The organism is Bacillus sp. NPDC060175, assembly GCF_042728695.1.
Taxonomy (GTDB): domain Bacteria; phylum Bacillota; class Bacilli; order Bacillales; family Bacillaceae_G; genus Bacillus_A.
Genome location: NZ_JBHWYR010000001.1, coordinates 73,202 through 96,942, shown reverse-complemented (window position 1 = coordinate 96,942; position 23,741 = coordinate 73,202). Strand labels below are relative to the sequence as shown.

At 37.0% G+C, this 23,741-nt stretch carries 25 protein-coding genes; all 25 read left to right on the top strand.

The genetic code is table 11. The features are described from left to right. The first annotated feature begins 58 nt into the window (after positions 1-58). The 25 genes from ACFWDE_RS00555 to dnaG all read left to right on the top strand — a co-directional run bounded on the left by ACFWDE_RS00555 (position 59) and on the right by dnaG (position 23,705). Positions 59-433, top strand: a complete 375-nt coding sequence (locus tag ACFWDE_RS00555; protein WP_002015203.1) for a winged helix-turn-helix transcriptional regulator — start codon at positions 59-61, stop codon at positions 431-433. Between the two features lie 51 nt (positions 434-484). Then, entirely contained in the window at positions 485-1,624 is a 1,140-nt protein-coding gene (hemW, locus tag ACFWDE_RS00550; RefSeq protein WP_377889334.1) for a radical SAM family heme chaperone HemW, read from the top strand. A 133-nt stretch (positions 1,625-1,757) separates the two neighbouring features. Beyond that, a complete protein-coding gene (gene hrcA / locus ACFWDE_RS00545; RefSeq protein WP_002067157.1) occupies positions 1,758-2,774 on the top strand; it encodes a heat-inducible transcriptional repressor HrcA in 1,017 nt (338 codons plus the stop codon). Between the two features lie 114 nt (positions 2,775-2,888). After that, positions 2,889-3,455: a nucleotide exchange factor GrpE gene (gene grpE / locus ACFWDE_RS00540; RefSeq protein ID WP_377889332.1), complete on the top strand. Its 567-nt coding sequence runs from the start codon at positions 2,889-2,891 to the stop codon at positions 3,453-3,455. A gap of 26 nt (positions 3,456-3,481) precedes the next feature. Further along, a complete protein-coding gene (gene dnaK, locus ACFWDE_RS00535; RefSeq protein WP_377889330.1) occupies positions 3,482-5,317 on the top strand; it encodes a chaperone protein DnaK in 1,836 nt (611 codons plus the stop codon). Positions 5,318-5,519: 202 nt separating this feature from the next. Further along, on the top strand, positions 5,520-6,623 hold the full coding sequence (dnaJ, locus tag ACFWDE_RS00530; protein ID WP_002145699.1) for a chaperone protein DnaJ: 1,104 nt from the start codon (positions 5,520-5,522) through the stop codon (positions 6,621-6,623). A gap of 28 nt (positions 6,624-6,651) precedes the next feature. Beyond that, entirely contained in the window at positions 6,652-7,590 is a 939-nt protein-coding gene (gene prmA / locus ACFWDE_RS00525; RefSeq protein ID WP_002145700.1) for a 50S ribosomal protein L11 methyltransferase, read from the top strand. Between the two features lie 145 nt (positions 7,591-7,735). Beyond that, entirely contained in the window at positions 7,736-8,485 is a 750-nt protein-coding gene (locus ACFWDE_RS00520) for a 16S rRNA (uracil(1498)-N(3))-methyltransferase (protein ID WP_002111902.1), read from the top strand. Positions 8,486-8,491: 6 nt separating this feature from the next. Then, positions 8,492-9,844: a tRNA (N(6)-L-threonylcarbamoyladenosine(37)-C(2))-methylthiotransferase MtaB gene (mtaB, locus tag ACFWDE_RS00515; protein ID WP_377889327.1), complete on the top strand. Its 1,353-nt coding sequence runs from the start codon at positions 8,492-8,494 to the stop codon at positions 9,842-9,844. Between the two features lie 502 nt (positions 9,845-10,346). Further along, positions 10,347-10,520: a 30S ribosomal protein S21 gene (gene rpsU, locus ACFWDE_RS00510; RefSeq protein ID WP_002088683.1), complete on the top strand. Its 174-nt coding sequence runs from the start codon at positions 10,347-10,349 to the stop codon at positions 10,518-10,520. Between the two features lie 15 nt (positions 10,521-10,535). Next, on the top strand, positions 10,536-10,979 hold the full coding sequence (locus tag ACFWDE_RS00505; protein ID WP_377889325.1) for a GatB/YqeY domain-containing protein: 444 nt from the start codon (positions 10,536-10,538) through the stop codon (positions 10,977-10,979). A 107-nt stretch (positions 10,980-11,086) separates the two neighbouring features. Continuing rightward, positions 11,087-11,380 (top strand): sporulation protein YqfC, encoded by a 294-nt coding sequence (gene yqfC, locus ACFWDE_RS00500; protein WP_002088680.1) that lies wholly within the window; start codon positions 11,087-11,089, stop codon positions 11,378-11,380. Between the two features lie 243 nt (positions 11,381-11,623). Then, positions 11,624-12,823, top strand: a complete 1,200-nt coding sequence (yqfD, locus tag ACFWDE_RS00495) for a sporulation protein YqfD (protein ID WP_377889323.1) — start codon at positions 11,624-11,626, stop codon at positions 12,821-12,823. Between the two features lie 3 nt (positions 12,824-12,826). Then, the gene (locus tag ACFWDE_RS00490) at positions 12,827-13,786 is read left to right on the top strand and encodes a PhoH family protein (RefSeq protein WP_002160446.1); all 960 of its coding nucleotides are present in this window, start codon (positions 12,827-12,829) and stop codon (positions 13,784-13,786) included. A gap of 188 nt (positions 13,787-13,974) precedes the next feature. Beyond that, positions 13,975-16,119 carry an HD family phosphohydrolase gene (locus ACFWDE_RS00485; RefSeq protein ID WP_377889320.1) on the top strand — a complete coding sequence of 715 codons (2,145 nt, stop codon included), beginning with the start codon at positions 13,975-13,977 and terminating at the stop codon, positions 16,117-16,119. Then, a complete protein-coding gene (gene ybeY, locus ACFWDE_RS00480; protein WP_002088675.1) occupies positions 16,116-16,586 on the top strand; it encodes an rRNA maturation RNase YbeY in 471 nt (156 codons plus the stop codon). Before ACFWDE_RS00485 ends, ybeY begins: the two co-directional genes overlap by 4 nt. Then, positions 16,583-16,936: a diacylglycerol kinase family protein gene (locus tag ACFWDE_RS00475; RefSeq protein WP_377889318.1), complete on the top strand. Its 354-nt coding sequence runs from the start codon at positions 16,583-16,585 to the stop codon at positions 16,934-16,936. Before ybeY ends, ACFWDE_RS00475 begins: the two co-directional genes overlap by 4 nt. Before the next feature lie 99 nt (positions 16,937-17,035). Further along, positions 17,036-17,434, top strand: a complete 399-nt coding sequence (locus ACFWDE_RS00470) for a cytidine deaminase (protein ID WP_002111886.1) — start codon at positions 17,036-17,038, stop codon at positions 17,432-17,434. Then, on the top strand, positions 17,427-18,332 hold the full coding sequence (gene era / locus ACFWDE_RS00465; protein WP_002160449.1) for a GTPase Era: 906 nt from the start codon (positions 17,427-17,429) through the stop codon (positions 18,330-18,332). The genes ACFWDE_RS00470 and era overlap by 8 nt, the downstream gene beginning before the upstream one ends. Before the next feature lie 176 nt (positions 18,333-18,508). After that, positions 18,509-18,652 carry a YqzL family protein gene (locus tag ACFWDE_RS00460; RefSeq protein ID WP_000883924.1) on the top strand — a complete coding sequence of 48 codons (144 nt, stop codon included), beginning with the start codon at positions 18,509-18,511 and terminating at the stop codon, positions 18,650-18,652. 33 nt (positions 18,653-18,685) lie between these two features. After that, on the top strand, positions 18,686-19,432 hold the full coding sequence (recO, locus tag ACFWDE_RS00455) for a DNA repair protein RecO (protein ID WP_377889315.1): 747 nt from the start codon (positions 18,686-18,688) through the stop codon (positions 19,430-19,432). A gap of 106 nt (positions 19,433-19,538) precedes the next feature. Further along, on the top strand, positions 19,539-20,171 hold the full coding sequence (ccpN, locus tag ACFWDE_RS00450) for a transcriptional regulator CcpN (RefSeq protein WP_002015181.1): 633 nt from the start codon (positions 19,539-19,541) through the stop codon (positions 20,169-20,171). Positions 20,172-20,200: 29 nt separating this feature from the next. Continuing rightward, a complete protein-coding gene (locus tag ACFWDE_RS00445; protein WP_070144890.1) occupies positions 20,201-21,013 on the top strand; it encodes a pyruvate, water dikinase regulatory protein in 813 nt (270 codons plus the stop codon). 664 nt (positions 21,014-21,677) lie between these two features. Then, positions 21,678-21,821, top strand: a complete 144-nt coding sequence (locus tag ACFWDE_RS00440) for a hypothetical protein (RefSeq protein ID WP_377889313.1) — start codon at positions 21,678-21,680, stop codon at positions 21,819-21,821. A gap of 81 nt (positions 21,822-21,902) precedes the next feature. Further along, positions 21,903-23,705, top strand: a complete 1,803-nt coding sequence (gene dnaG / locus ACFWDE_RS00435; protein WP_098777165.1) for a DNA primase — start codon at positions 21,903-21,905, stop codon at positions 23,703-23,705. Positions 23,706-23,741 lie beyond the last annotated feature (36 nt).

The following is a 23,741-nucleotide window of genomic DNA, read 5'->3' as shown; positions in this document are numbered from 1 at the left end:
CTCATTTACAATAGTGAGAGAGCTTTTTAGTGATTGATATAGAGTTAGGAGACTATTAATGTCCGAAAATATTCGAAAAGATATTCGAGAGAAAATACAAAAAGGTAATTTTAATTGCGAAAAGGAACTGACGCTTTCTATTATTAGTGGGAAGTGGAAAGTTGTGATATTGTGGCACTTAGGTGTGGAAGGTCCGCATCGTTTTAGTGAATTGCAACGTCTGTTCCCGAGCATTTCTCATAAAGTGTTGTCAAATCAATTGAAAGAGTTAATGGAGGACGGGATTGTTGATCGAACAGTATACCCGGAAATTCCTCCGCGTGTTGAGTACTATATGACGGAATTAGGTATGTCGCTTTTACCGATCGTTGAAATGATGTATGATTGGGGAAAAATGCGAATGGAACAAATCCGTAATACAGTAGAGAAGTAAAGAATCCTCCGGAGTGCGGAGGTTTTCTTTTTAGAAAGGTAGGAGTTATATTTGGTACAAGCTGCATATATTCATATTCCATTTTGTCAGCATATTTGTCACTATTGTGATTTTAATAAAGTATTTATTGAACGCCAACCGGTTGATCAATACTTACAATATTTAGAGAAAGAAATAATAAATACGGTTCAAAAAGTACCGTTTGAAAGTATGAAAACGATTTTTGTTGGCGGAGGAACTCCGACAGCTTTAAATATGGAGCAAACAAAAAAACTACTCGACATCATTAACCGTCGTTTGCGTCCATTTGCGCCGAATTGTGAATTAACATTTGAAGCGAATCCAGGTGATTTACCGAAAGAGAAGTTGAACGTATTGCTAGAAGGTGGAGTAAACCGAATTAGTTTTGGTGTGCAAACGTTTCGTGATGAGCTACTTGAGAAGATTGGACGCAGGCATACGAAAGAAGATGCATTCGTAGCAATTCGGGAAGCGCAGGAAGTCGGTTTTACAAATATTAATGTAGATTTAATTTATGCTCTGCCAGGACAGACGATAGAAGATGTAAAAGAAACATTAGACATTGCCTTTACGCTTGGTGTACAACATTTCTCGGCATATTCATTAATTGTGGAACCGAAAACAGTCTTTTATAACTTAATGAATAAAGGGAAATTAAGACTACCAGGTGAAGATCATGAAGCGAAAATGTACGAAATGGTAATGGATGAAATGGAAAAACATGGCTATAACCAGTATGAAATTAGCAATTTCTCAAAAGGTGATAATGAAAGTAGACATAATCTCACATACTGGAATAATGAAGAATATTATGGATTTGGAGCTGGAGCGCATAGTTATGTGAACGGAGAACGAATTCAAAATGTAGGTCCGCTTAAGCAATATTTCACTAAAATTGATGAAACTGGATTTCCATATTTAGACGTTCACGCAGTGACGGAGAAAGAAAAAATGGAAGAAGAGTTGTTCTTAGGGCTTAGAAAAACAAAAGGTGTTTCTAAGTTAGAATTCCAAAAGAAATTTAATGTGGAGATGGACCATGTTTTTGCAAAGCAGTTACAAAGTAATCAAGAACAAGGATTACTTGAAAACAGAGATGGACATGTTTGTTTAACGAGGAAAGGGAAACTATTAGGGAATGAAGTATTCCAGTCATTTTTGATTGATTAATTAAATGTGCCATAAGCGTGAAAAAGTTTCGTTATTTCGTGACGTTTCCGTTGACAATTGAATGTCAATTTTGGTAAGTTATTAATAGATTTAGCACTCGAAGACAAAGAGTGCTAACAGAGGTGATGATGAGATGCTTACGGAACGTCAGCTCTTAATTTTACAAACAATTGTTGATGACTTTATTGGATCAGCGCAACCAGTTGGGTCGAGGACGTTGGCTAAGAAAGATGAAATTACGTTTAGTTCAGCTACTATTCGAAATGAAATGGCTGATTTAGAAGAACTAGGATTTATTGAAAAAACGCATAGTTCTTCTGGGCGTGTTCCTTCTGAAAAAGGGTATCGTTTTTATGTAGACCATCTTTTAGCGCCGCAAAACTTACCGACCGATGAAATTGTACAAATTAAAGATTTATTTGCTGAAAGAATTTTTGAAGCAGAAAAAATTGCACAACAATCAGCTCAAATTTTATCAGAGCTTACGAATTATACGGCCATTGTTCTTGGTCCGAAATTGAGCACAAATAAACTTAAAAATGTACAGATTGTACCGCTTGATCGTCAAACAGCAGTCGCTATTATTGTAACAGATACAGGGCATGTGCAAAGTAAAACGATTACCGTTCCGGAATCTGTTGATTTATCAGATTTAGAAAAAATGGTTAATATTTTAAATGAAAAGCTATCTGGGATACCTATGGCAGAACTTCATAATAAAATCTTTAAAGAGATTGTTACAGTCTTGCGTGGGTATGTTCATAATTACGATAGTGCAATAAAAATGTTGGATGGTACATTTCAAGTTCCTTTATCGGAAAAGATATACTTTGGAGGAAAAGCAAATATGCTTTCGCAGCCAGAGTTCCATGACATTCAAAAAGTAAGATCCTTGCTGACGATGATTGATAACGAAGCTGAGTTTTATGATATTTTGCGTCATAAACAAGTAGGTATTCAAGTGAAAATTGGCAGGGAAAATTCTTCGATAGCTATGGAAGATTGTAGTTTAATTTCTGCAACGTATTCGATTGGAGAAGAGCAACTTGGAACAATTGCGATTTTAGGTCCAACGAGAATGCAATACTCTCGTGTAATTAGTTTGTTGCAGTTATTTACAAGGCAATTTACTGATGGACTTAAAAAATAAATGAGAGTAATACATTCGCTCAAGTGATGGAAATTTCATTGCTGTGTGTAATATATAATGCTTAGGTAATCGTGCTAAGCGTGATACCTAATACCTTTTAAGGAGGTGAAAATTGTGGAAGAGCGTAACGAACAAGTGGTAGAAGAAGTGAAAGAAGCGCAAGTTGAAGAAGCTGTCACTCCAGACAACAGTGAAGAAGCTGTAGAAGAAAAAAGTGAAGCTGCTCTTTTACAAGAAACAGTAGATGAGTTACAAGCGAAACTAACGGAAACGGAAGGTCGCACACTACGTCTACAAGCTGATTTTGAAAATCATAAGCGCCGCGTTCAAATGGAGAAACAGGCAGCTGAAAAATATAGAGCACAAAGTCTTGTGTCAGATATTCTGCCAGCTCTTGATAATTTTGAAAGAGCAATGCAAGTGGAAGCAACTGATGATCAAATGAAGTCCTTATTACAAGGTATGGAAATGGTGCATCGTCAATTGTTAGAAGCGCTGACTAAAGAAGGTGTTGAAGCGATTGAAGCTGTTGGTAAACAGTTCGATCCTCATGAGCACCAAGCTGTTATGCAAGTAGAAGACAGTGAGTTTGAATCAAACGCGGTTGTAGAGGAATTCCAAAAAGGTTATAAACTAAAAGACCGTGTGATTCGCCCATCAATGGTAAAAGTAAATCAATAATTTACATAAATGTAGGAGGATTCGCTATGAGTAAAATTATCGGTATTGACTTAGGTACAACAAACTCTTGTGTAGCTGTTATGGAAGGTGGAGAACCAAAGGTTATCCCAAATCCAGAAGGAAACCGTACAACACCTTCTGTTGTAGCTTTCAAAAATGAAGAGCGTCAAGTTGGGGAAGTTGCGAAACGTCAAGCAATTACAAACCCAAATACAATCATGTCTGTTAAACGTCATATGGGTACAGACTATAAAGTAGAAGTTGAAGGTAAAGATTATACACCTCAAGAAATTTCTGCAATCATTTTACAAAACTTAAAAGCTTCTGCTGAAGCGTACTTAGGTGAAACAGTGACGAAAGCTGTTATTACAGTACCAGCATACTTCAACGATGCAGAACGCCAAGCGACAAAAGATGCTGGTCGTATTGCTGGTTTAGAAGTAGAGCGTATCATTAACGAACCAACAGCAGCAGCACTTGCTTACGGTTTAGAAAAACAAGATGAAGAACAAAAAATTCTAGTATATGACTTAGGTGGCGGTACATTTGACGTATCTATCCTTGAGTTAGCAGATGGAACATTTGAAGTTATTTCAACTGCTGGTGACAACCGTCTTGGTGGAGATGACTTTGACCAAGTTATCATCGATCATTTAGTAGCTGAATTCAAAAAAGAAAATAACATTGATTTAAGCCAAGATAAAATGGCACTTCAACGTCTGAAAGATGCAGCTGAAAAAGCGAAGAAAGATCTTTCTGGTGTAACACAAACACAAATTTCATTACCATTCATTAGTGCTGGAGCTGCTGGTCCATTACACTTAGAATTAACGTTAACAAGAGCTAAATTCGAAGAAATTTCAGCTGGTCTTGTTGAAAGAACATTAGAGCCAACTCGTCGTGCATTAAAAGACGCTGGTTTTTCTCCAAGCGAATTAGATAAAGTTATCCTTGTTGGTGGTTCTACTCGTATCCCAGCTGTACAAGAAGCAATTAAACGTGAAACTGGTAAAGAGCCATACAAAGGTGTAAACCCAGATGAAGTTGTAGCATTAGGTGCTGCAGTTCAAGGTGGCGTACTTACTGGTGATGTAGAGGGCGTTCTATTATTAGACGTAACTCCACTTTCTTTAGGTATCGAAACTATGGGTGGTGTGTTCACGAAATTAATCGAGCGTAACACTACAATTCCAACAAGTAAGTCACAAGTATTCTCAACAGCTGCTGATAACCAACCAGCGGTAGACATTCACGTACTACAAGGTGAACGTCCAATGTCAGCTGACAACAAAACATTAGGTCGTTTCCAATTAACAGACCTTCCGCCAGCACCACGTGGAATTCCACAAATCGAAGTAACATTCGATATTGATGCGAACGGTATCGTTAATGTACGTGCAAAAGACTTGGGAACAAGTAAAGAGCAAACTATTACAATCCAATCTTCTTCAGGTCTTTCTGATGAAGAAGTAGATCGTATGGTACAAGAAGCGGAATCAAATGCTGACGCTGACCAAAAACGTAAGGAAGAAGTTGAACTTCGTAACGAAGCTGACCAACTTGTATTCCAAACAGACAAAGTTGTAAAAGACTTAGAAGGTAAAGTAGATGCAGCTGAAGTAGCGAAAGCAACGGAAGCGAAAGAAGCATTACAAGCGGCAATCGAGAAAAATGAACTTGAAGAAATCCGTGTGAAAAAAGATGCTCTTCAAGAAATCGTACAACAATTAACTGTTAAATTATACGAGCAAGCTCAAGCAGCTGCAGGGCAAGCAGAAGGTGCACAAGGAGCACAAGACGCTGGCGCGAAAAAAGATAATGTAGTAGACGCTGAGTTTGAAGAAGTAAAAGAAGACAAGTAATACAGTGAAATAAAATAAGTAAGATGACAAAAAGTCAAAGTCAAGCGTGCCTTGGCTTTGGCTTTTTTCACGAATAAGAAGAAATGTGTGAGGAGCTTAAGTTTTTTATTTTGCATACTGTAAGTGAGGAAACTTTGTTGCAAAGCACTTTCTTTCGGTGTTAAAATTACGTTTATGTGAAAGATTCGGGGGTTGCAAATTTATGAATAAACGAGACTATTATGAGGTCCTTGGACTTAGCAAGGGTGCTTCTAAAGATGAAATAAAAAAAGCGTATCGTCGTTTGGCTAAAAAGTACCATCCAGACGTAAGTAAAGAAGAAAATGCAATTGAAAAGTTTAAAGAAGTACAAGAAGCATACGAAGTATTAAGTGACGATCAAAAACGCGCGCAGTATGATCAGTTTGGTCACGCGGGTCCGAATCAAGGTTTCGGTGGAGGCGACTTCGGCGGTGGCTTCGGATTTGAAGATATCTTCAGTTCATTCTTTGGTGGCGGTGGCGGCAGACGTCGTGATCCGAATGCTCCGCGTCAAGGTGCTGATTTACAATATCAAGTTACTTTAGAGTTTGAAGAAGCTATTTTTGGTAAAGAATTAAATGTTGAGATTCCAGTGGAGGATCCATGTGATACTTGTAAGGGTAGTGGAGCAAAACCAGGGACTTCAAAAGAAACATGTAAACATTGTTCAGGATCAGGGCAAGTAAGTGTAGAACAAAATACACCATTTGGGCGTATTGTAAACCGTCAAGCTTGTGGGCATTGTTCAGGAACAGGTCAAATGATTAAAGAGAAATGTACGACATGCCATGGTTCTGGTAAAGTTCGTAAACGCAAAAAAATCAATGTTAAAATTCCAGCGGGTATCGATAATGGTCAACAAATTCGTGTATCTGGAAAAGGTGAAGCAGGCGTAAATGGCGGACCGGCAGGTGACTTATATGTTGTTGTTCATGTGAGAAATCATGAATTCTTTGAGCGCGAAGGGGATCACATTATTTGCGAAATGCCATTAACATTTGCGCAAATGGCACTTGGTGCGGAAGTAGAAGTTCCTACCGTTCATGGCAAAGTGAAGCTGAAAATTCCAGCAGGAACACAAACAGGAACAGAATTCCGCTTAAAAGGAAAAGGTGCTCCGAACGTACGTGGATATGGTCAAGGAGATCAATATGTAGTCGTTCGTGTTGTTGTGCCGACGAAATTAACTTCACATCAAAAAGATTTATTGCGTGAATTTGCAGGGCAAGAAGAGCAGGATGATAGCTTATTCAGAAAGCTTAAACGTGCTTTTAAAGGGGAATAATGGAAATAAAAAATGGAGTTGGTAAATTGTGAAATGGTCAGAAATTAGTATTCATACAACAGAAGAAGCAGTAGAAGCTGTCTCTCATATTTTGCATGAAGCAGGCGCTAGCGGGGTTGCGATTGAGGACCCAGCGGAGTTGACGAAAGAGCGCGAGCAACAATACGGTGAGATTTATGCACTTAACCCAGATGAATATCCAAGTGAGGGTGTTTTGGTAAAAGCATATTTCCCACAAACGGATTCTTTACACGAAACGGTTGCAGGTGTAAAATCATCTATTGATGCACTACCATCTTTCGACATCGAAATTGGTACAGGAAATATTACAATTAATGAAGTCGATGAGGAAGATTGGGCTACTGCTTGGAAGAAGTATTATCATCCAGTTCAAATTTCTGATACATTCACAATTGTGCCGACGTGGGAAGAGTATACACCGTCTTCTCCAGATGAAAAAATTATTGAATTAGATCCAGGTATGGCGTTTGGTACAGGGACACACCCAACAACAACGATGTGTATTCGTGCGTTAGAAAAAACGGTTCAGCCAGGTGATACTGTTATTGATGTGGGGACAGGTTCGGGGGTACTTAGTATTGCTGCGGCAAAATTAGGTGCGGCTTCTGTTCAAGCGTATGATTTAGACCCAGTTGCAGTTGAAAGTGCAGAAATGAATGTGCGCTTAAATAAAACAGATGACATTGTCAATGTTGGACAGAATAGTCTATTAGAAGGTATTGAAGGTCCAGTTGATTTAATCGTAGCAAATTTACTAGCGGAAATTATTCTTCTATTCCCTGAAGATGCAGCGAGAGTTGTGAAGCCAGGTGGATTATTTATTACATCTGGTATTATTGGGGCGAAAGAAAAAGTAATTTCTGAAGCGTTAGAAAAAGCTGGATTTACAATTGAAGAAGTGCTTCGAATGGAAGATTGGGTAGCAATTATTGCACGAAATGCGTAATATAGATTTTAGTCTATAAAGAACAGGGGAGTCTCTCACCGTATAAGGTGAGGGACTTGCCGTTTGTTATATGAAAATGATAACGTTTCGTTCTTTTCGTAAGTGTTGACTTACGAAAGGAACGAAACTCTACTAAGGTGATTATATGCAACGTTATTTTGTAGAAGAGAAATATGTAAATGAGACAAGTATTCGTATAATGGGTGATGATGTTCATCACATCGCAAGAGTGATGCGTATGTCAGCTGGTGACCACATTTATTGCTGTGTAAATGGTAAAACAGCAGAGTGTTCAATTGCTGAAATTACCAGTGAATTTGTGGATACCACTATTGTAGAATGGGTAGAGGCGTCAAGCGAACTTCCTGTGTTCGTGACGATTGCAAGTGGACTGCCGAAAGGAGACAAGCTAGAGTTAATTTTTCAAAAAGGAACTGAGCTTGGGGCAGCTGCATTTTTACCATTTCAAGCATCTCGATCTATTGTAAAGTGGGATGCGAAAAAAGCAGATAAAAAAGTTGAGCGTTTGAAAAAAATTGTAAAAGAAGCTGCGGAACAATCGCATAGAAGTGAAATTCCAGAAGTACACGTTCCCTCATCATTTAAACAACTGCTGTCGATGAGTAGCGAGTATGATGTTTGTCTTGTTGCGTATGAAGAAGAAGCGAAACAAGGTGAGAAATCTAATTTTGCGAAAGCTTTATCGACGATTAAACCAGGCCAAAAGCTGCTGATTGTATTTGGACCAGAAGGCGGCTTAGCGGAGGAAGAGATAACCGCACTTCGTGAACATAAATTTGTACCATGTAGTTTAGGACCAAGAATTTTAAGAACAGAAACGGCTCCGCTTTATGCGTTAAGTGCCGCTTCTTATCATTTTGAATTGATGGGGTGATAATCAATGGCAACTGTTGCGTTCCACACGTTAGGTTGTAAAGTAAACCACTATGAAACAGAAGCGATTTGGCAATTGTTTAAACAAGGTGGTTATGAAAGAACTGAATATGAAAAAAAATCTGATGTATATGTTATTAACACATGTACAGTAACAAATACTGGAGATAAAAAAAGCCGTCAAGTAATTAGACGTGCTGTACGTCAAAATCCAGATGCGGTAATTTGTGTAACTGGATGTTATGCACAAACATCTCCAGCAGAAATTATGGCAATTCCAGGTGTAGATATTGTTGTTGGTACGCAAGATCGTGAGAAGATGTTAGGATACATCGAAGAATTCCGTAAAGAGCGTCAACCAATTAATGCTGTCCGCAATATTATGAAAACACGTGTATATGAAGAGCTCGATGTACCATATTTCACGGACCGTACACGTGCATCTTTAAAAATACAAGAAGGTTGCAATAACTTCTGTACATTTTGCATCATTCCTTGGGCGCGTGGTTTAATGCGTTCTCGTGATGGAAAAGAAGTTATTAAACAAGCGCAGCAATTAGTAGATGCGGGCTATAAAGAAATCGTATTAACAGGTATTCATACAGGTGGGTACGGTGAAGATATAAAAGAGTATAACTTAGCGGGATTACTGCGCGATATGGAAGCGAAAGTAGGCGGATTGAAACGTCTTCGTATTTCTTCTATTGAGGCGAGTCAAATTTCTGATGAAGTAATTGAAGTGTTAGATAAATCAGAAGTAGTTGTACGTCACTTGCATATTCCATTACAGTCAGGATCTAATACTGTATTGAAACGTATGCGCCGTAAGTATACGATGGAATTTTTCCAAGAGCGTTTAGATCGTTTGAAAGAAGCGTTACCAGGTCTTGCGATTACATCAGACGTAATTGTTGGATTCCCAGGTGAAACAGAAGAAGAATTCATGGAAACGTACAATTTCATTAAAGAGAATCGTTTCTCTGAATTACACGTTTTCCCTTATTCCAAACGTACAGGTACTCCAGCAGCACGTATGGAAGATCAAGTTCCTGAAGACGTGAAGAACGATCGTGTTCACCGTCTAATTGAGCTATCAAATCAATTAGCGAAAGAGTATGCTTCTGGATTTGAAGGTGAAGTACTTGAAATCATTCCGGAAGAGATATTTAAAGATGGTGACCGTGAAGGTTTATATGTAGGTTATACAGATAACTACTTAAAAATTGTGTTTGAAGGATCTGAAGAATTGATTGGTAAGCTAGTAAAAGTAAAAATTACAAAAGCTGGTTATCCATATAACGAAGCGCAGTTTGTTCGTGTTCTTGAAGATGATGTAAAAAAAGAATCAGCAAGCGCATAATAAAGTGAAACTTTAATCAGTGGGGGGTTTTGTTCATCCCCCACTGATTATTAGCCCTCACCAATCGGGCGTTTACGGGCAGCCCGACTCCCACCTAACCTCTTTGCTCCAGCCGAATTTTGAGGTGGGAGTTTTACTGCCCACAAATAGCGGGATAAAAAGCATGCAAACGACAAGGGTTTGCATGCTTTTTCATTCATGGAGAAGTTAAGTATTGGAAGAAGATGCAGTGGGTTGTTTGTTAAATGATTGATTTTTGAGCGTATCTTTGTATAAAAAAGATCCAGTGATAAAAAAATATTTATTTCTAGAGGAAGAGATAACGGCTATCAACATAGTTTTTGAAAAAGGAAGAGCATCAATTCTTCTTTTATTCTGTCACAAATAGTTGACCTGAAGTGATAAAATGTATTATAATCGTAAAAGACATGCTGAAGAAGTGTTTCTTTTTGCATGCTGAACTTAGTATGTAAGTGTGATGTTTCGGAGGGAGGGAAAGAGAATGTCAAAAACAGTCGTTCGTAAAAACGAGTCTTTGGAGGATGCACTTCGCCGTTTTAAAAAGTCGGTTTCTAAAACTGGTACACTTGCTGAAGCAAGAAAGCGCGAGTTTTATGAAAAGCCAAGTGTAAAACGTAAGAAGAAGTCTGAAGCGGCAAGAAAGCGTAAGTTCTAAGAGAGGGTGTAAGTTATGAGTCTTCTCGGTCGTTTAAACGATGATATGAAACAAGCGATGAAGAATAAACAAAAAGAAAAATTAACCGTTATTCGTATGGTTAAGGCTGCTTTACAAAATGAAGGTATTAAACTGCAACATACTCTTACTGAAGAAGAGGAATTAACAGTTTTAGCTCGTGAAGTAAAACAGTATAAGGACTCCCTCCTTGAATTTAAAAAAGCTGGTCGTGAAGACCTTGTTGATAAACTGCAAAGTGAAATTCAGATTTTAAACGCATATTTGCCGGAGCAATTAACAGAAGAAGAACTAGCAGGTATAATTAAGCAAGTTATTTCTGAAGTTGGTGCTACATCTAAAGCAGATATGGGTAAAGTGATGACTGCTGTTATGCCGAAAGTAAAAGGTAAAACAGACGGATCACTTGTGAATAAGCTGGTTATACAGCTATTAGCATAAAAAAGCGTCTCATTTCGTATGAGACGTTTTTTTATGCTTTTTTCAGTTTGGACGTGATATTACAAGCTCTTTTTTCATACATATGGGATGAGAGGGGGTCTTTTGAGATGAAGAAATTAGAACAAATGAAGAATTGGTTAACGAAGCAAATAGACCTGCCAGTGGATGTGTTAATGGATCTACCTCGGATCACGCTTGTTGGGCAAGTACATATCTATATAGAAAATCATCGAGGATTATTAGTGTTTTCAGATAAAGAGGTAAGATTGCTATTGAAACATGGTCAATTATTAATTAAAGGTCAATCCTTTGTTATTAAAACAATCCTTCCAGAAGAACTGTTGCTTGAAGGGATTATTGAACAAGTGACGTTTTTAGAAAATGAAAAGAAAGAGGAGTGAAGAGGAACTTCCGTTTGTGAAGTTTTTCTTCGTTACCTTGTATTAACAGGTGATAACGTTCTGGCCTCAATATTCGGTTCGTACAAAGAGGATAGGTGGGAATTGAGTTCCGCGTAAAAAAACTGGCTCGTGAAGGTTAATAATTAGTGAGGGTCAAGGAATCTGCTAATTTAGTACGAGCTAGTTTGATAATCGAATTGAAAAGTAGTGTATCTACTTTTAGAAAGGTAGTGGAGATAGTCGATGAAAAATAAATGGTTTATAAAATGGCTTGGGTATGTAAAGGTGCGAATTGAAGGTAGAGGAGCGGAACGCTTTGTTAACGAGTGTGTGCGGAGGAAATTACTCGTTTGGGATGTAAAGAAGATAGCTGATGAAACGTTGGTTTTTTGTATGTTATTACGAGATGTGAAAAAGATAAAACCAATTTATAGAAAAAATGAATGTAAATTATATTTTATTGGACGTTACGGTTTTCCGTTTTGGAATAAGCGTTTAATTAAAAATAGTGGATTTTTAATTGGGTTTTTAATATTTTTTTTCGGAATGATCGCATTGTCAAATATGGTGTGGAAAATTGAAATTACAGGAGCAAAACCTGAAACGGAATATATCTTGATGAAAGAATTGGACAAAATGGGTATAAAAAAAGGGAAATTACAGTTCCAAATGCCGAGTGTAGAAGATGTTCAACGTCATTTGACAGACAATATTAATGCGATTACTTGGGCGGGATTAGAAATAAGAGGGACAACATATCATTTTAAGATTGTTGAAAAAAATGAACCGAAAAAAGAAAGTGAACAACAGCCACAAAACTTAGTGGCGAAAAAAGAAGGGATTATTACAAAAACATTTGTGGAAGTTGGGAAGCCTGTTGTCATGAAAAATGACCATGTAGAAAAGGGGCAACTTCTCGTCTCGGGGATGTATGGTAATGAGGAGAATCCGACAATTGTTTCGGCTAAAGGGATTGTATATGGAGAAACGTGGTACAAATCTGAGGTGGATGTTCCGTTAAAGACGCAATTTCAAGTGTATACTGGTAATTCGTATAATGAATATTTTCTTAAATTTGGGAGTGCTAAAATAAAAATATGGGGATTTCAACAGGATAAGTATAAACGCTCTCGTACTGAAAGTGTAAAACATGATGTGAAATTATTTGGATTTACATTACCAGTTGCATACGAGAAAGATATTGTACGAGAAGAGGAAGAAGCGAACCGAGAATATACCGAAAAACAAGCAATGAAAGTAGCGAAAGAGATGGCAGAAAAAGAACTGAAGAAAAAATTGGATGAACATGCTATGATTGTAAGTGATAACATTTTGAGTAAAGAGGTTGAGGTGGATCACCTAAAGGTCACATTACATTATACAGTGATTGAAAATATTGCAGAGCCACAACCAATATCTGAATTCGATATTCAAGGAGACTGAGTAATGGCAGAACAATTAGTAGAAATGAACCAACAATTGGAAAACCCTAACGAAGCAATCGCTCTTTTTGGGGTAAATGATGCTCATTTAAAAGTAATTGAACGAGAACTTAGTGTATCGATTGTGACTAGAGGAGAATCTGTTCGTGTATCTGGGGCAGATGAAACTGTGGTGCTCGTAGAAAAAATCTTACAACAGTTACTTGTTGTTATCCGTAAAGGTGTATCAATTTCGGAAAGAGATGTTGCGTATGCGATTCAGCTTGGGCAACAAGGGAAAATTGCTCAATTCGAAGAGTTATATGAAGAGGAAATTTTTAAAACGGCAAAAGGTAAATCCATTCGTGTAAAAACGATGGGGCAAAGACGATATATTCATGCAATGAAAAAGAATGATATTGTATTTGGGATAGGGCCTGCTGGGACAGGAAAAACATACTTAGCCGTAGTAATGGCTGTGAGAGCTTTAAAGCAAGGGTATGTAAAGAAAATTATTTTAACAAGACCTGCTGTAGAAGCTGGAGAGAGCTTAGGGTTTTTACCAGGTGATTTGAAAGAAAAAGTAGATCCGTATTTACGTCCGCTATATGATGCGTTACATGATATTCTTGGACAAGAATATACACAACGTATGATGGAACGTGGTGTAATTGAAATTGCACCTCTTGCTTATATGAGAGGGCGTACACTTGATGATTCATTTGTTATATTAGATGAGGCGCAAAATACAACTGGTGTTCAAATAAAAATGTTTTTAACACGATTAGGTTTTAGTTCGAAAATGGTTATTACGGGAGATCCCTCACAGGTAGACTTGCCAAAAGGGGTAAAGTCAGGTCTTTCTATTGCTGCTAATATTTTATCTGGTGTATCAGGTCTTTCGTTCATTACATTGGAACAAACAGACGTTGTGAGACACCAGTTAGTGCAACGTATTATTGAGGCATATGATAAAATGGAATGATCCTATTTGTCAGGATCATTTCTTTTTGTATGATAAGGTTGGCGAAGGACATATTTTTTACTATCATTAAAGACGAGGGAAATAAACTATAGGTAATGGTCTATAAAAATATGGTCCGAAAAAGCATCGTTGGCTGGAAGAAATGAAATCTATAAATAGTTTCACGGAGAGGAGAAGGTATTGAAATCATGTCAAGATCTCAAGAAATTTCTAAGTGGTTTCGTAATTTACAACATTCGAAAAAACTAAGTTGGATTTCTTACGTTTTATTAGGAGCGGTACTGTTTTTTGCACTTATGAATAATGTGAAACCAGAGCAATTAGATGTTAAAGAGCTCGATATTGCTAAAAAAACAATTCACTCTCCTATTAAAATTGAAGATAAATCCGCAACAGCGAAAAAGAAAAAAGAAGCCGCTCAAAAGGTTGAGGATAAATATACATATAAAAGCGAATATAAGCAAAATAAAGTGGATATTGTAAATTCCGTCTTTGATGCGGTAAGTGAAGTAGAGGCGGAGGCTAAGTCGACTGGCCCAGACGAGTATAGAAAAATTTCTGATGTGGACAAATTGGACAAGTTAAAGAAGAAATTACCAACAGATTTAGCGAAAAGCTTAACAGATTCAATATTGTTGAAATTTATTAATGCTGATTCAAGTCAATTGTCATTGTCGAAGGATGCGGCTGTAACAGCGGTTAATAAAATTATGAGTGAACACATTAAGATGGATCAAGAAGAAGTTGCAAGAGAACGATTTGTTACTGAAATGAGTAGCGTAGGTATAAGCAGTGATTTAAAAGTTGCGGTGAATGCACTAGGGAAGTATGCGATTGCAGCGAACTATTTTTATGATTCAGCTGCGACGAAAGATAGTCAAAAAATAGCGGAAGATTCAGTTGCATCAGTTTTTATCCTTCAAGGGCAAGTTCTTGTGAAAGAAGGAGATACGATTTCACGAGAAGCATATGAGCAGTTGAAGTTAGCCGGATTGTTAGAGAAGGGCAATACCTTCCAACCTTATGTTGGTCTGGCTGTACTTATTTGTGTGTTATTGTACTTTATGCATAAGCAATTTGAAGTGTTTTTACAGCGAAAAAGAGAAGATAGGCCGTATGTTTTAGCGTATATCACAATTTTGTCTATCACGATTGTTCTAATGAAAATCATTAGTTTGTTTCAAAAGCTTGAATATGCAGGAATCGCGTATGTTGTTCCAGTTGCGATGGGGACAATACTTGTAAAATTAATGATTGGTGATCGATTTGTATTTTTAACGAGTATGATCTTTTCTGTGTGCGGAAGTATTATGTTTAATGAAGGTGTAACGAGTACACTAAATTATAGTGTGGGGATTTATGTTTTATTAAGTTCATTATCAGTTAGTATTTTCTTGAGAGAAAAAAATCGTCGTACGATGATTTTACAAGCTGGTATACTCGTTTCTGTATTAAATGTAGTCGTATTAGCGGCGTTGTTATTATTGCGAAATGGGAACTTTTCGCCTCTTGAAATTGGGATACAATTATTAATGGCTGCAGTTTCAGGGATTATCTCTTCTGTTCTAGCTATGGGAATTTTACCGTATTTAGAAAGTGGCCTTGGGATTGTATCGAGTATGAAGTTGATGGAACTTTCAAGTCCGAATCACCCGCTCTTGCGCAAAATTTTATTAGAAGCACCAGGTACATATCACCATAGTGTAATGGTAGCTAATCTTTCAGAAGCTGCATGTGAAGCAGTTGGAGCGAACGGAGTATTAGCGCGTGTAGGGGCGTATTATCATGATGTAGGGAAAACAGTACAACCACAGTTTTTTATTGAAAACCAGATGGGAATTGAAAACCCGCATGATAGATTAGACCCTGTAACGAGTAAAGATATTATAATTGCTCATGTAACCGATGGGGTGAGAATGCTAGAAGAACACCATATACCTCAAGAAATTATCGATATCGCTGGACAGCATCATGGTACAACGTTACTTAAATATTTTTACTATAAGGCGATTAAAGAAGATAAAGAGAAATATACTGAGGAAATGTTCCGCTATCCAGGATCAAAAGCAACTTCTAAAGAGTCGGCAATCGTTGGTATTGCTGATAGTGTAGAAGCGGCGGTACGTTCAATGAATCATCCAACGCCAGATCAAATCAATAATTTAGTGCAAAGTATCATTAGAGATCGTTTGCAAGATGGTCAATTTAGTGAATGTGATTTGACATTTAAGGAACTACAAATCGTTGGAAAAACGTTATGTGAAACGTTAAATGGTATTTTCCATTCCCGTATTACATATCCGGAACCGCCGGAAGAAAAGGAGCAAGAATGAGTTTATTAATTGATTTTATTGATGAAACAGAAGAAGTGAAAGATGAATATATAAGTTTGATTCGAGGGTTGGTAGAGAAAGCAGCCCAAATGGAGAACATAGAAGAAGGCGCAGAATTATCGGTTACATTTGTAGATAATGAACGTATTCGTGAAATAAACCGTGATTACCGAGATAAGGATCAGCCTACGGATGTTATTTCTTTCGCCATGGAAGAAATGGGAGAAGGCGAAATGGAAATTGTCGGTGCGGAGATGCCGCGTATGTTAGGAGATCTTATTATTTCTATTCCAAGAGCAAAAGAACAAGCTGAAGAATATGGACATTCTTTTGATCGAGAACTTGGGTTTTTAGCATTACATGGCTTTTTGCATTTGCTTGGTTATGATCATATGACAGAAGAAGATGAAAAAGAAATGTTTGGAAGACAAAAAGAAATTTTAGAGGCATTTGGATTAGGACGATGAAAAAAGGAAAACTTTTAGATAGTTTTGGATATGCTATAGCTGGTATATACTTTTGTCTTCGTCATGAACGAAATATGAAAATTCATTATTTAGCCGCAGTCATTGTTATGTGCTGCGGCTTTTATTTCCATATTACAACAACGGAATGGATTGTATTACTTATTGTGATAGGGATTGTAATGAGTTTAGAGATGGTGAATACGGCTATTGAAAAAACAGTAGATTTAGCAACCGCCGATATTCATCCGTTTGCAAAAATTGCAAAGGATGTTGCCGCGGGGGCAGTTTTATTGTTTGCAATTATAGCTGCTGTAATTGGTGCTATTATCTTTTTACCGTATATGGTATAGTTGCATTCCGAAGCTTTTATTGAGCTTTGGGAGCGCCGTGAAGGCCTTTAGTGAAAGAGTGTATCTATTCACATCTGTGAACGGAAAGGATGCGGGAATATGAATAGCAAACAATTAATTCAAGAAGCGACCGAAGCGCGTAAACGAGCGTACGTACCATATTCTAAATTTCAAGTAGGTGCAGCTTTACTAACTCAGGATGGAAAAATATATCGTGGATGTAATGTTGAAAATGCATCATATGGTTTATGCAACTGTGCAGAAAGAACAGCTTTATTTAAGGCGATTTCTGAAGGAGATAACGAGTTTGTAGCTATTGCAGTTGTAGCAGATACAAAGCGTCCGGTACCTCCTTGTGGAGCATGTCGACAAGTTATGGTAGAATTATGTAAACAGGATACGAAAGTATACCTATCAAACTTACATGGTGATGTTCAAGAGACAACAGTCGGAGAATTGTTACCAGGAGCATTTTTAGCGGAGGATTTACATGAATAGAAAAGGTTATAAATCAGGTTTTGTCTCTATTATTGGCAGACCGAATGTTGGGAAATCTACATTTTTAAATCGTATTATCGGCCAAAAAATTGCCATTATGAGCGATAAGCCACAAACAACTCGTAATAAAATTCAAGGTGTATATACAGAAAATGATTCACAAGTAGTTTTCATTGATACACCAGGAATACATAAACCTAAACATAAACTAGGCGATTTCATGGTGAAGATGGCTCAAACGACATTAAAAGAAGTTGATATTGTTCTGTTTATGGTCAATGCAACTGAAGGATATGGTCGTGGTGAGGAATTTATTATTGAGAAATTACAAGAAACGAAACAACCGGTATTTTTAGTAATTAATAAAATTGACCAAGTTCATCCAGAGCAATTATTAGCGTTAATTGATCAATACCGTAAACTATATGAGTTCGCGGAGATTGTGCCAATTTCTGCATTGGACGGTAATAACGTTGAAGCGTTAATCGGAGCAATTAAAAAGTATTTACCAGAAGGACCGCAATATTACCCGGATAATCAAGTAACGGATCATCCAGAGCGATTTATTATTTCAGAGCTTATTCGTGAAAAAGTATTACATTTAACACGTGAAGAAGTACCGCATTCTGTAGCGGTTGTTATTGATGCAATTCAAAAGCGTGAGGGCGGAGCGGTTTATATAAACGCAACGATTGTTGTTGAACGTGCATCACAAAAAGGAATTATTATAGGTAAGCAAGGGAAGATGTTAAAAGAAGTCGGTAAGCGAGCTCGCTTTGACATTGAAGCACTTCTTGGTTCTAAAGTATTTTTAGAAGTATGGGTGAAAGTGCAAAAAGATTGGCGTAATAAGATGTCACAGCTTCGTGACCTTGGTTTCCGTGAAGACGAGTATTAATATGAAGTAAAGTTGTGATCAGTGGGTGTTTTGTTCATCCACTGATTATTGGTTTTTATGAACCTTGATAAATTAGGAAAAATTTTTCTCACATGAAAATGAACAAAATGGGTCAATTTAATAACAACAAAAGAAATTGCTTTATAGGCTACGCTTATTGAGAAAGGTGGATTCTTATGCTAGATTTTACCTGGAAGTTTTTCTCCAAAACAGGAAGCATTGAAACGTATTTGCTTTTGAAAGAAATGGAAAAAGACGTAAACGATGAGATGGATCAACATGAAGAGGAGTTAGCGCATCTAGACTCTCCAATTTCTTGACCCGTTTTGTTCAAACCTTGGATGGTGACGAACATGTTTCAAAAAGTTGAGGGCATTGTCATCCGTACAACAGATTACGGAGAAACAAATAAGATTGTTACAATATACTCACGGGAATTTGGTAAGATAAGTGCAATGGCAAGAGGGGCGAAAAAACCGAAGAGTCGGTTAGCGGCTATTTCGCAACTTATGACACATGGTCATTTTCTTATTCAAATTGGATCTGGACTTGGAACTTTGCAACAAGGCGAGATTATTTCATCTATGAAAGAAATTCGCGAGGATATATTTTTAACTGCTTATGCATCATTTATTATCGAATTAACTGATAAAGCAACAGAAGATAAGAAGCATAATCCGTATTTATTTGAAATGTTATATCAAACGTTGCATTATATGTGTGAGGGTGTTGACCCAGAAGCATTATCATTAATTTATCAAACGAAAATGCTTCCGGTATTAGGGATGCACCCGTACTTTGATACATGTGCTATTTGTCATCAAGAAACAGATTTTGTCGCCTTCTCTGTCAGAGAAGGCGGTTTTCTGTGCTCGCGTCATGCGGAACAAGATCCGTATCGTATTCCGGTGGGAGAGGCTGTTCATAAATTATTACGTCTCTTTTTTCACTTTGATTTACACCGGCTCGGTAATGTATCGGTGAAGGATAGTACAAAAAAACAAATGCGCACAGTATTGAATACATATTATGATGAATATTGTGGGATTTATTTGAAAACAAGGCGTTTCTTGGAACAACTTGATAAGTTTCAAATATAAAAAGGGCCGTATACGGTCCTTTTTACATACTTTCTTTTTCGAATAGCATATTTAGTATATAATATTTAAGAGATAGTATAACTTTTTTCGTTGTGCATTAAAGGTGGTGATTATCATAGAGCTGAATAAACGGCAAGAGCATATCATTCAGATTGTAAAAGATCACGGTCCTATTACAGGGGAGTCAATTGCTGGGCAATTGGGTTTAACACGTGCAACGCTAAGACCAGACTTAGCAATTTTAACGATGGCTGGTTATTTAGAAGCGCGTCCACGTGTAGGTTATTTTTATACGGGTAAAACCGGGGGACAGCTATTATCTGAAGCTGTTAAGAAAATTAAAGTGCAAGATTATCAATCTAGACCGGCTGTAATTGATAAAAATGTATCAGTATACGATGCAATCTGTACTATGTTTCTAGAGGACGTTGGTACATTATTTGTTGTAGATCAAGCAACTTTATTAGTTGGCGTTGTATCTCGTAAAGATTTATTACGAGCTAGCTTAGGAAAGCAGGATTTAACCTCTCTTCCGGTTAATATTATCATGACAAGGATGCCAAACATTGCGATGTGTCGCAGGGAGGATTCTTTATATGATATTGCGATGGAATTAATAGAAAGACAGATTGATGCGATGCCGGTTGTGAAGGATACGAAACAAGGTTTAGAAGTGATTGGGCGAATTACAAAAACAAATATTACACGTGCGTTTGTGAATTTAGTAAATAACGAATAAGTGTAATTTGTTTAAAGTGAGGTAATGTAATGGATAATAAAATCGTATATGTCGTATCTGACTCTGTAGGAGAAACGGCTGATTTGGTTGTTAGAGCGGCAATGGGACAGTTCCCATTCGCTCCTGATATTAGACGTGTACCGTATGTAGAAGATACAGGGACATTAAAAGAAGTAATCTCGATTGCCAAGAGCAATCAAGCGCTTATTTGTTTTACGTTAGTAAAGCCTGATATGCGTCAATATTTATTGACAGAAGCGGCAAAAGAAGGAGTAGAGGCATACGATATTATCGGACCTCTTATCGATCAAATTGAAGGAATTACAGGGCAAGTACCAAGGTATGAGCCAGGTGTTGTTCGAAGATTAGATGAAGAGTACTTTAAAAAAATTGAAGCGATTGAATTTGCAGTTAAGTATGATGATGGTAGAGATGCACGTGGTATTTTAAAAGCTGATATCGTGTTGATTGGAATTTCACGTACATCAAAAACACCACTTTCACAATATTTAGCGCATAACAAACGTTTGAAAGTTGCTAATGTACCACTTGTACCGGAAGTGGATCCGCCTGAGGAATTATATCAAGTGGCAAAAGAAAAATGTTTCGGTTTGAAAATTATACCAGATAAGTTAAATCATATTCGAAAAGAACGATTGAAATCACTTGGATTAAGTGATGGAGCAACATATGCAAATATTAATCGTATTCAAGAAGAAATTGATCATTTTGAGGAAGTAATTAGTAAAATAAATTGTCAAGTGATTGATGTATCAAATAAGGCAATTGAAGAAACAGCAAATATTATTGTGAATGCAGTGCAAAACCAAAAAATGTTTTAGCACATTTACCAAAGGTGAATGTGCTTTTTTCGCTCGTGAGAAGGCGTTAGAGGAAGATGCGAAGTAGAGCATGAACTTTCGGCTTAGTAATAGAATATAGCGGAATGGTTATACTTATATTCTTCTGTTTTTTAATTATGCTAAAGGAACGATTTCGTTATCTTTAAGTGTAAGATGAAAATTAAAGGGATATGTAGCGTAGTTGAAGAAAATATATTATAATAAAAAATTGTGATAAAAACCTATATTTTACGTTTAGACTTTAATTTTTCAGAATAAACTAGGGATAGGATTTTCGAAAAAGACATGTATTTACGTTAAATCGACAAAATCTAGACAAGAAAACGCACATTATGGAAGGATTCACAGAAGGGATGTAGAATACAGAAATATGCAAAACATCAGATAAGATATTATTTGATGCAGATGCGTATCCCGTGAAGAATGCAATTGTGCAAGTTGGAACAAAATTTTATGTCGAAATTTTGTTTGTCGCATCCTATGCTCATCGTTCAAGAAAACAGCAAGGTAATTGGGTCTATGTAGATTCTGAGCAAGATGAAGTTGACTGTTATATTTATTAACATGCAACAGCTACAGATCTCATGATCATACAGGCTATAGTGCTTCTTGCTAGTCTTCTTGTGAAAAAGGAGTATATGTATTGTCTCCAAGAGATACATTTGTAACAGTTGAGCAAATGGATACAATTTTATATAGTAGTATGTATCTGCGAATTTACGCAGACTGGGGACTTATACGAAAGGTCCAAAATCGTTTACACAATGTGATCGACAGTACTTTCTAACAAATTTAGAAAAATATTGTCGAATTATAAAGGAATTTTTTAATTTATATCGAATACAAAATACGACACGGAGATGGAGTTATGGGGAACAGAATTCCTGAAGAAGTTGTTGAACAGATTCGGACATCATCCGATATTGTAGAAGTGATTGGTGAGTATGTTCAACTTAGAAAGCAGGGGCGTAACTATTTCGGCCTTTGTCCATTTCATGGTGAGAATTCCCCTTCATTCTCTGTTTCATCTGATAAGCAAATTTTTCATTGCTTCGGATGTGGAGAAGGTGGAAATGTATTTTCTTTTCTTATGAAAATGGAAGGACTTGCTTTCACAGAGGCTGTTCAAAAGCTTGGCGAAAGAAATGGAATTGCAGTTGCAGAATATACATCAGGGCAAGGACAACAACAACAAGAAGACATATCTGATGACACTGTCATCATGCAACAGGCTCATGAACTTTTGAAAAAGTATTATCATCATTTATTAGTAAATACAGAAGAAGGAAATGAAGCACTTTCATATTTATTAAAACGTGGTATTACAAAAGAGATGATTGAGAAATTTGAAATTGGTTATGCATCACAAGCTTGGGATGCAGCGACGAAAATTTTACAAAAAAGAGGTTTGTCGCTATCTAGTATGGAACAGGCTGGCCTTCTTGTAAGAAGTGAGAAGGATGGCAGTCATTATGACCGCTTCCGCGGAAGAGTTATGTTTCCGATTTATACTTTACAAGGTAAGGTGATAGCGTTTAGTGGAAGGGCATTAGGAGATGACACTCCGAAATATTTGAATAGTCCTGAAACACCGATTTTTTACAAAAGTAAGCTGTTGTATAATTTCCACCAAGCAAGGCCGTTTATTAGAAAACGTGGGCAGGTTGTCCTTTTTGAAGGTTATGCCGATGTACTAGCCGCGGTGAAAAGTGGTGTGGAAGAAGCTGTTGCGACAATGGGAACAGCTTTAACTGAAGAACAAGCGAAACTTCTGCGACGTAACGTTGAAACTGTTGTTCTTTGCTATGATGGTGATAAAGCAGGGCGAGAAGCGACGATGAAAGCAGGGCAATTACTATTGCAAGTTGGTTGCCAAGTGAAAGTTACACCCTTGCCAGATAAGCTTGACCCTGATGAATATGTGCAACAATATGGGACAACCGCTTTTGAAAATCTTGTGAAATCAAGTATAAGTTTTGTTGGTTTCAAAATAAATTATTTGCGCTTAGGGAAAAATTTGCAAGATGAGTCTGGCAAAGAAGAATATGTAAAAAGTGTTTTAAAAGAGTTATCATTGCTACAGGATGCGATGCAGGCGGAATCATATTTAAAATCATTATCGCAAGAATTTTCGTATTCAATGGAAACACTTTTGAATCAATTGCACCAATATCGCAAAGAACAAAAGGTACAGCAAAAACAAATAAAGCAGGTTTCTAAGCCATCTCAAATTGTTCAAACGAAACCGAAATTAACAGGTTTTGAAAGGGCAGAAAGAGAAATTATTTACCATATGTTGCAAAGTGCAGAAGTGACAGTACGTATGGAACCTCATATAGAAGATTTTTATACAGAAGAACATAAAGGGATTTTATATGAACTATACGCATATTATGAAAAGGGAAATGAACCTTCAGTCGGAACATTTTTAAGTTGGCTCTCTGATGAAAAGTTGAAAAATATTATTACTGATATTTCGACGGATGAATTTATTAATCCAGAGTACACAGAAGAAGCGTTACAAGGTCATTTGGAGGCGTTAAGACGCCATAAAGAAAAACTTGAAAAGATGGAAATTATCTTTAAAGTAAAACAAATGGAAAAAACAGATCCTGTAGAGGCTGCTAAATATTATGTGGCATATTTACAAAGTCAAAAAGCAAGAAAATAGCTTTTTCGATAAAATTTTAGTATAATGAATGTTTGT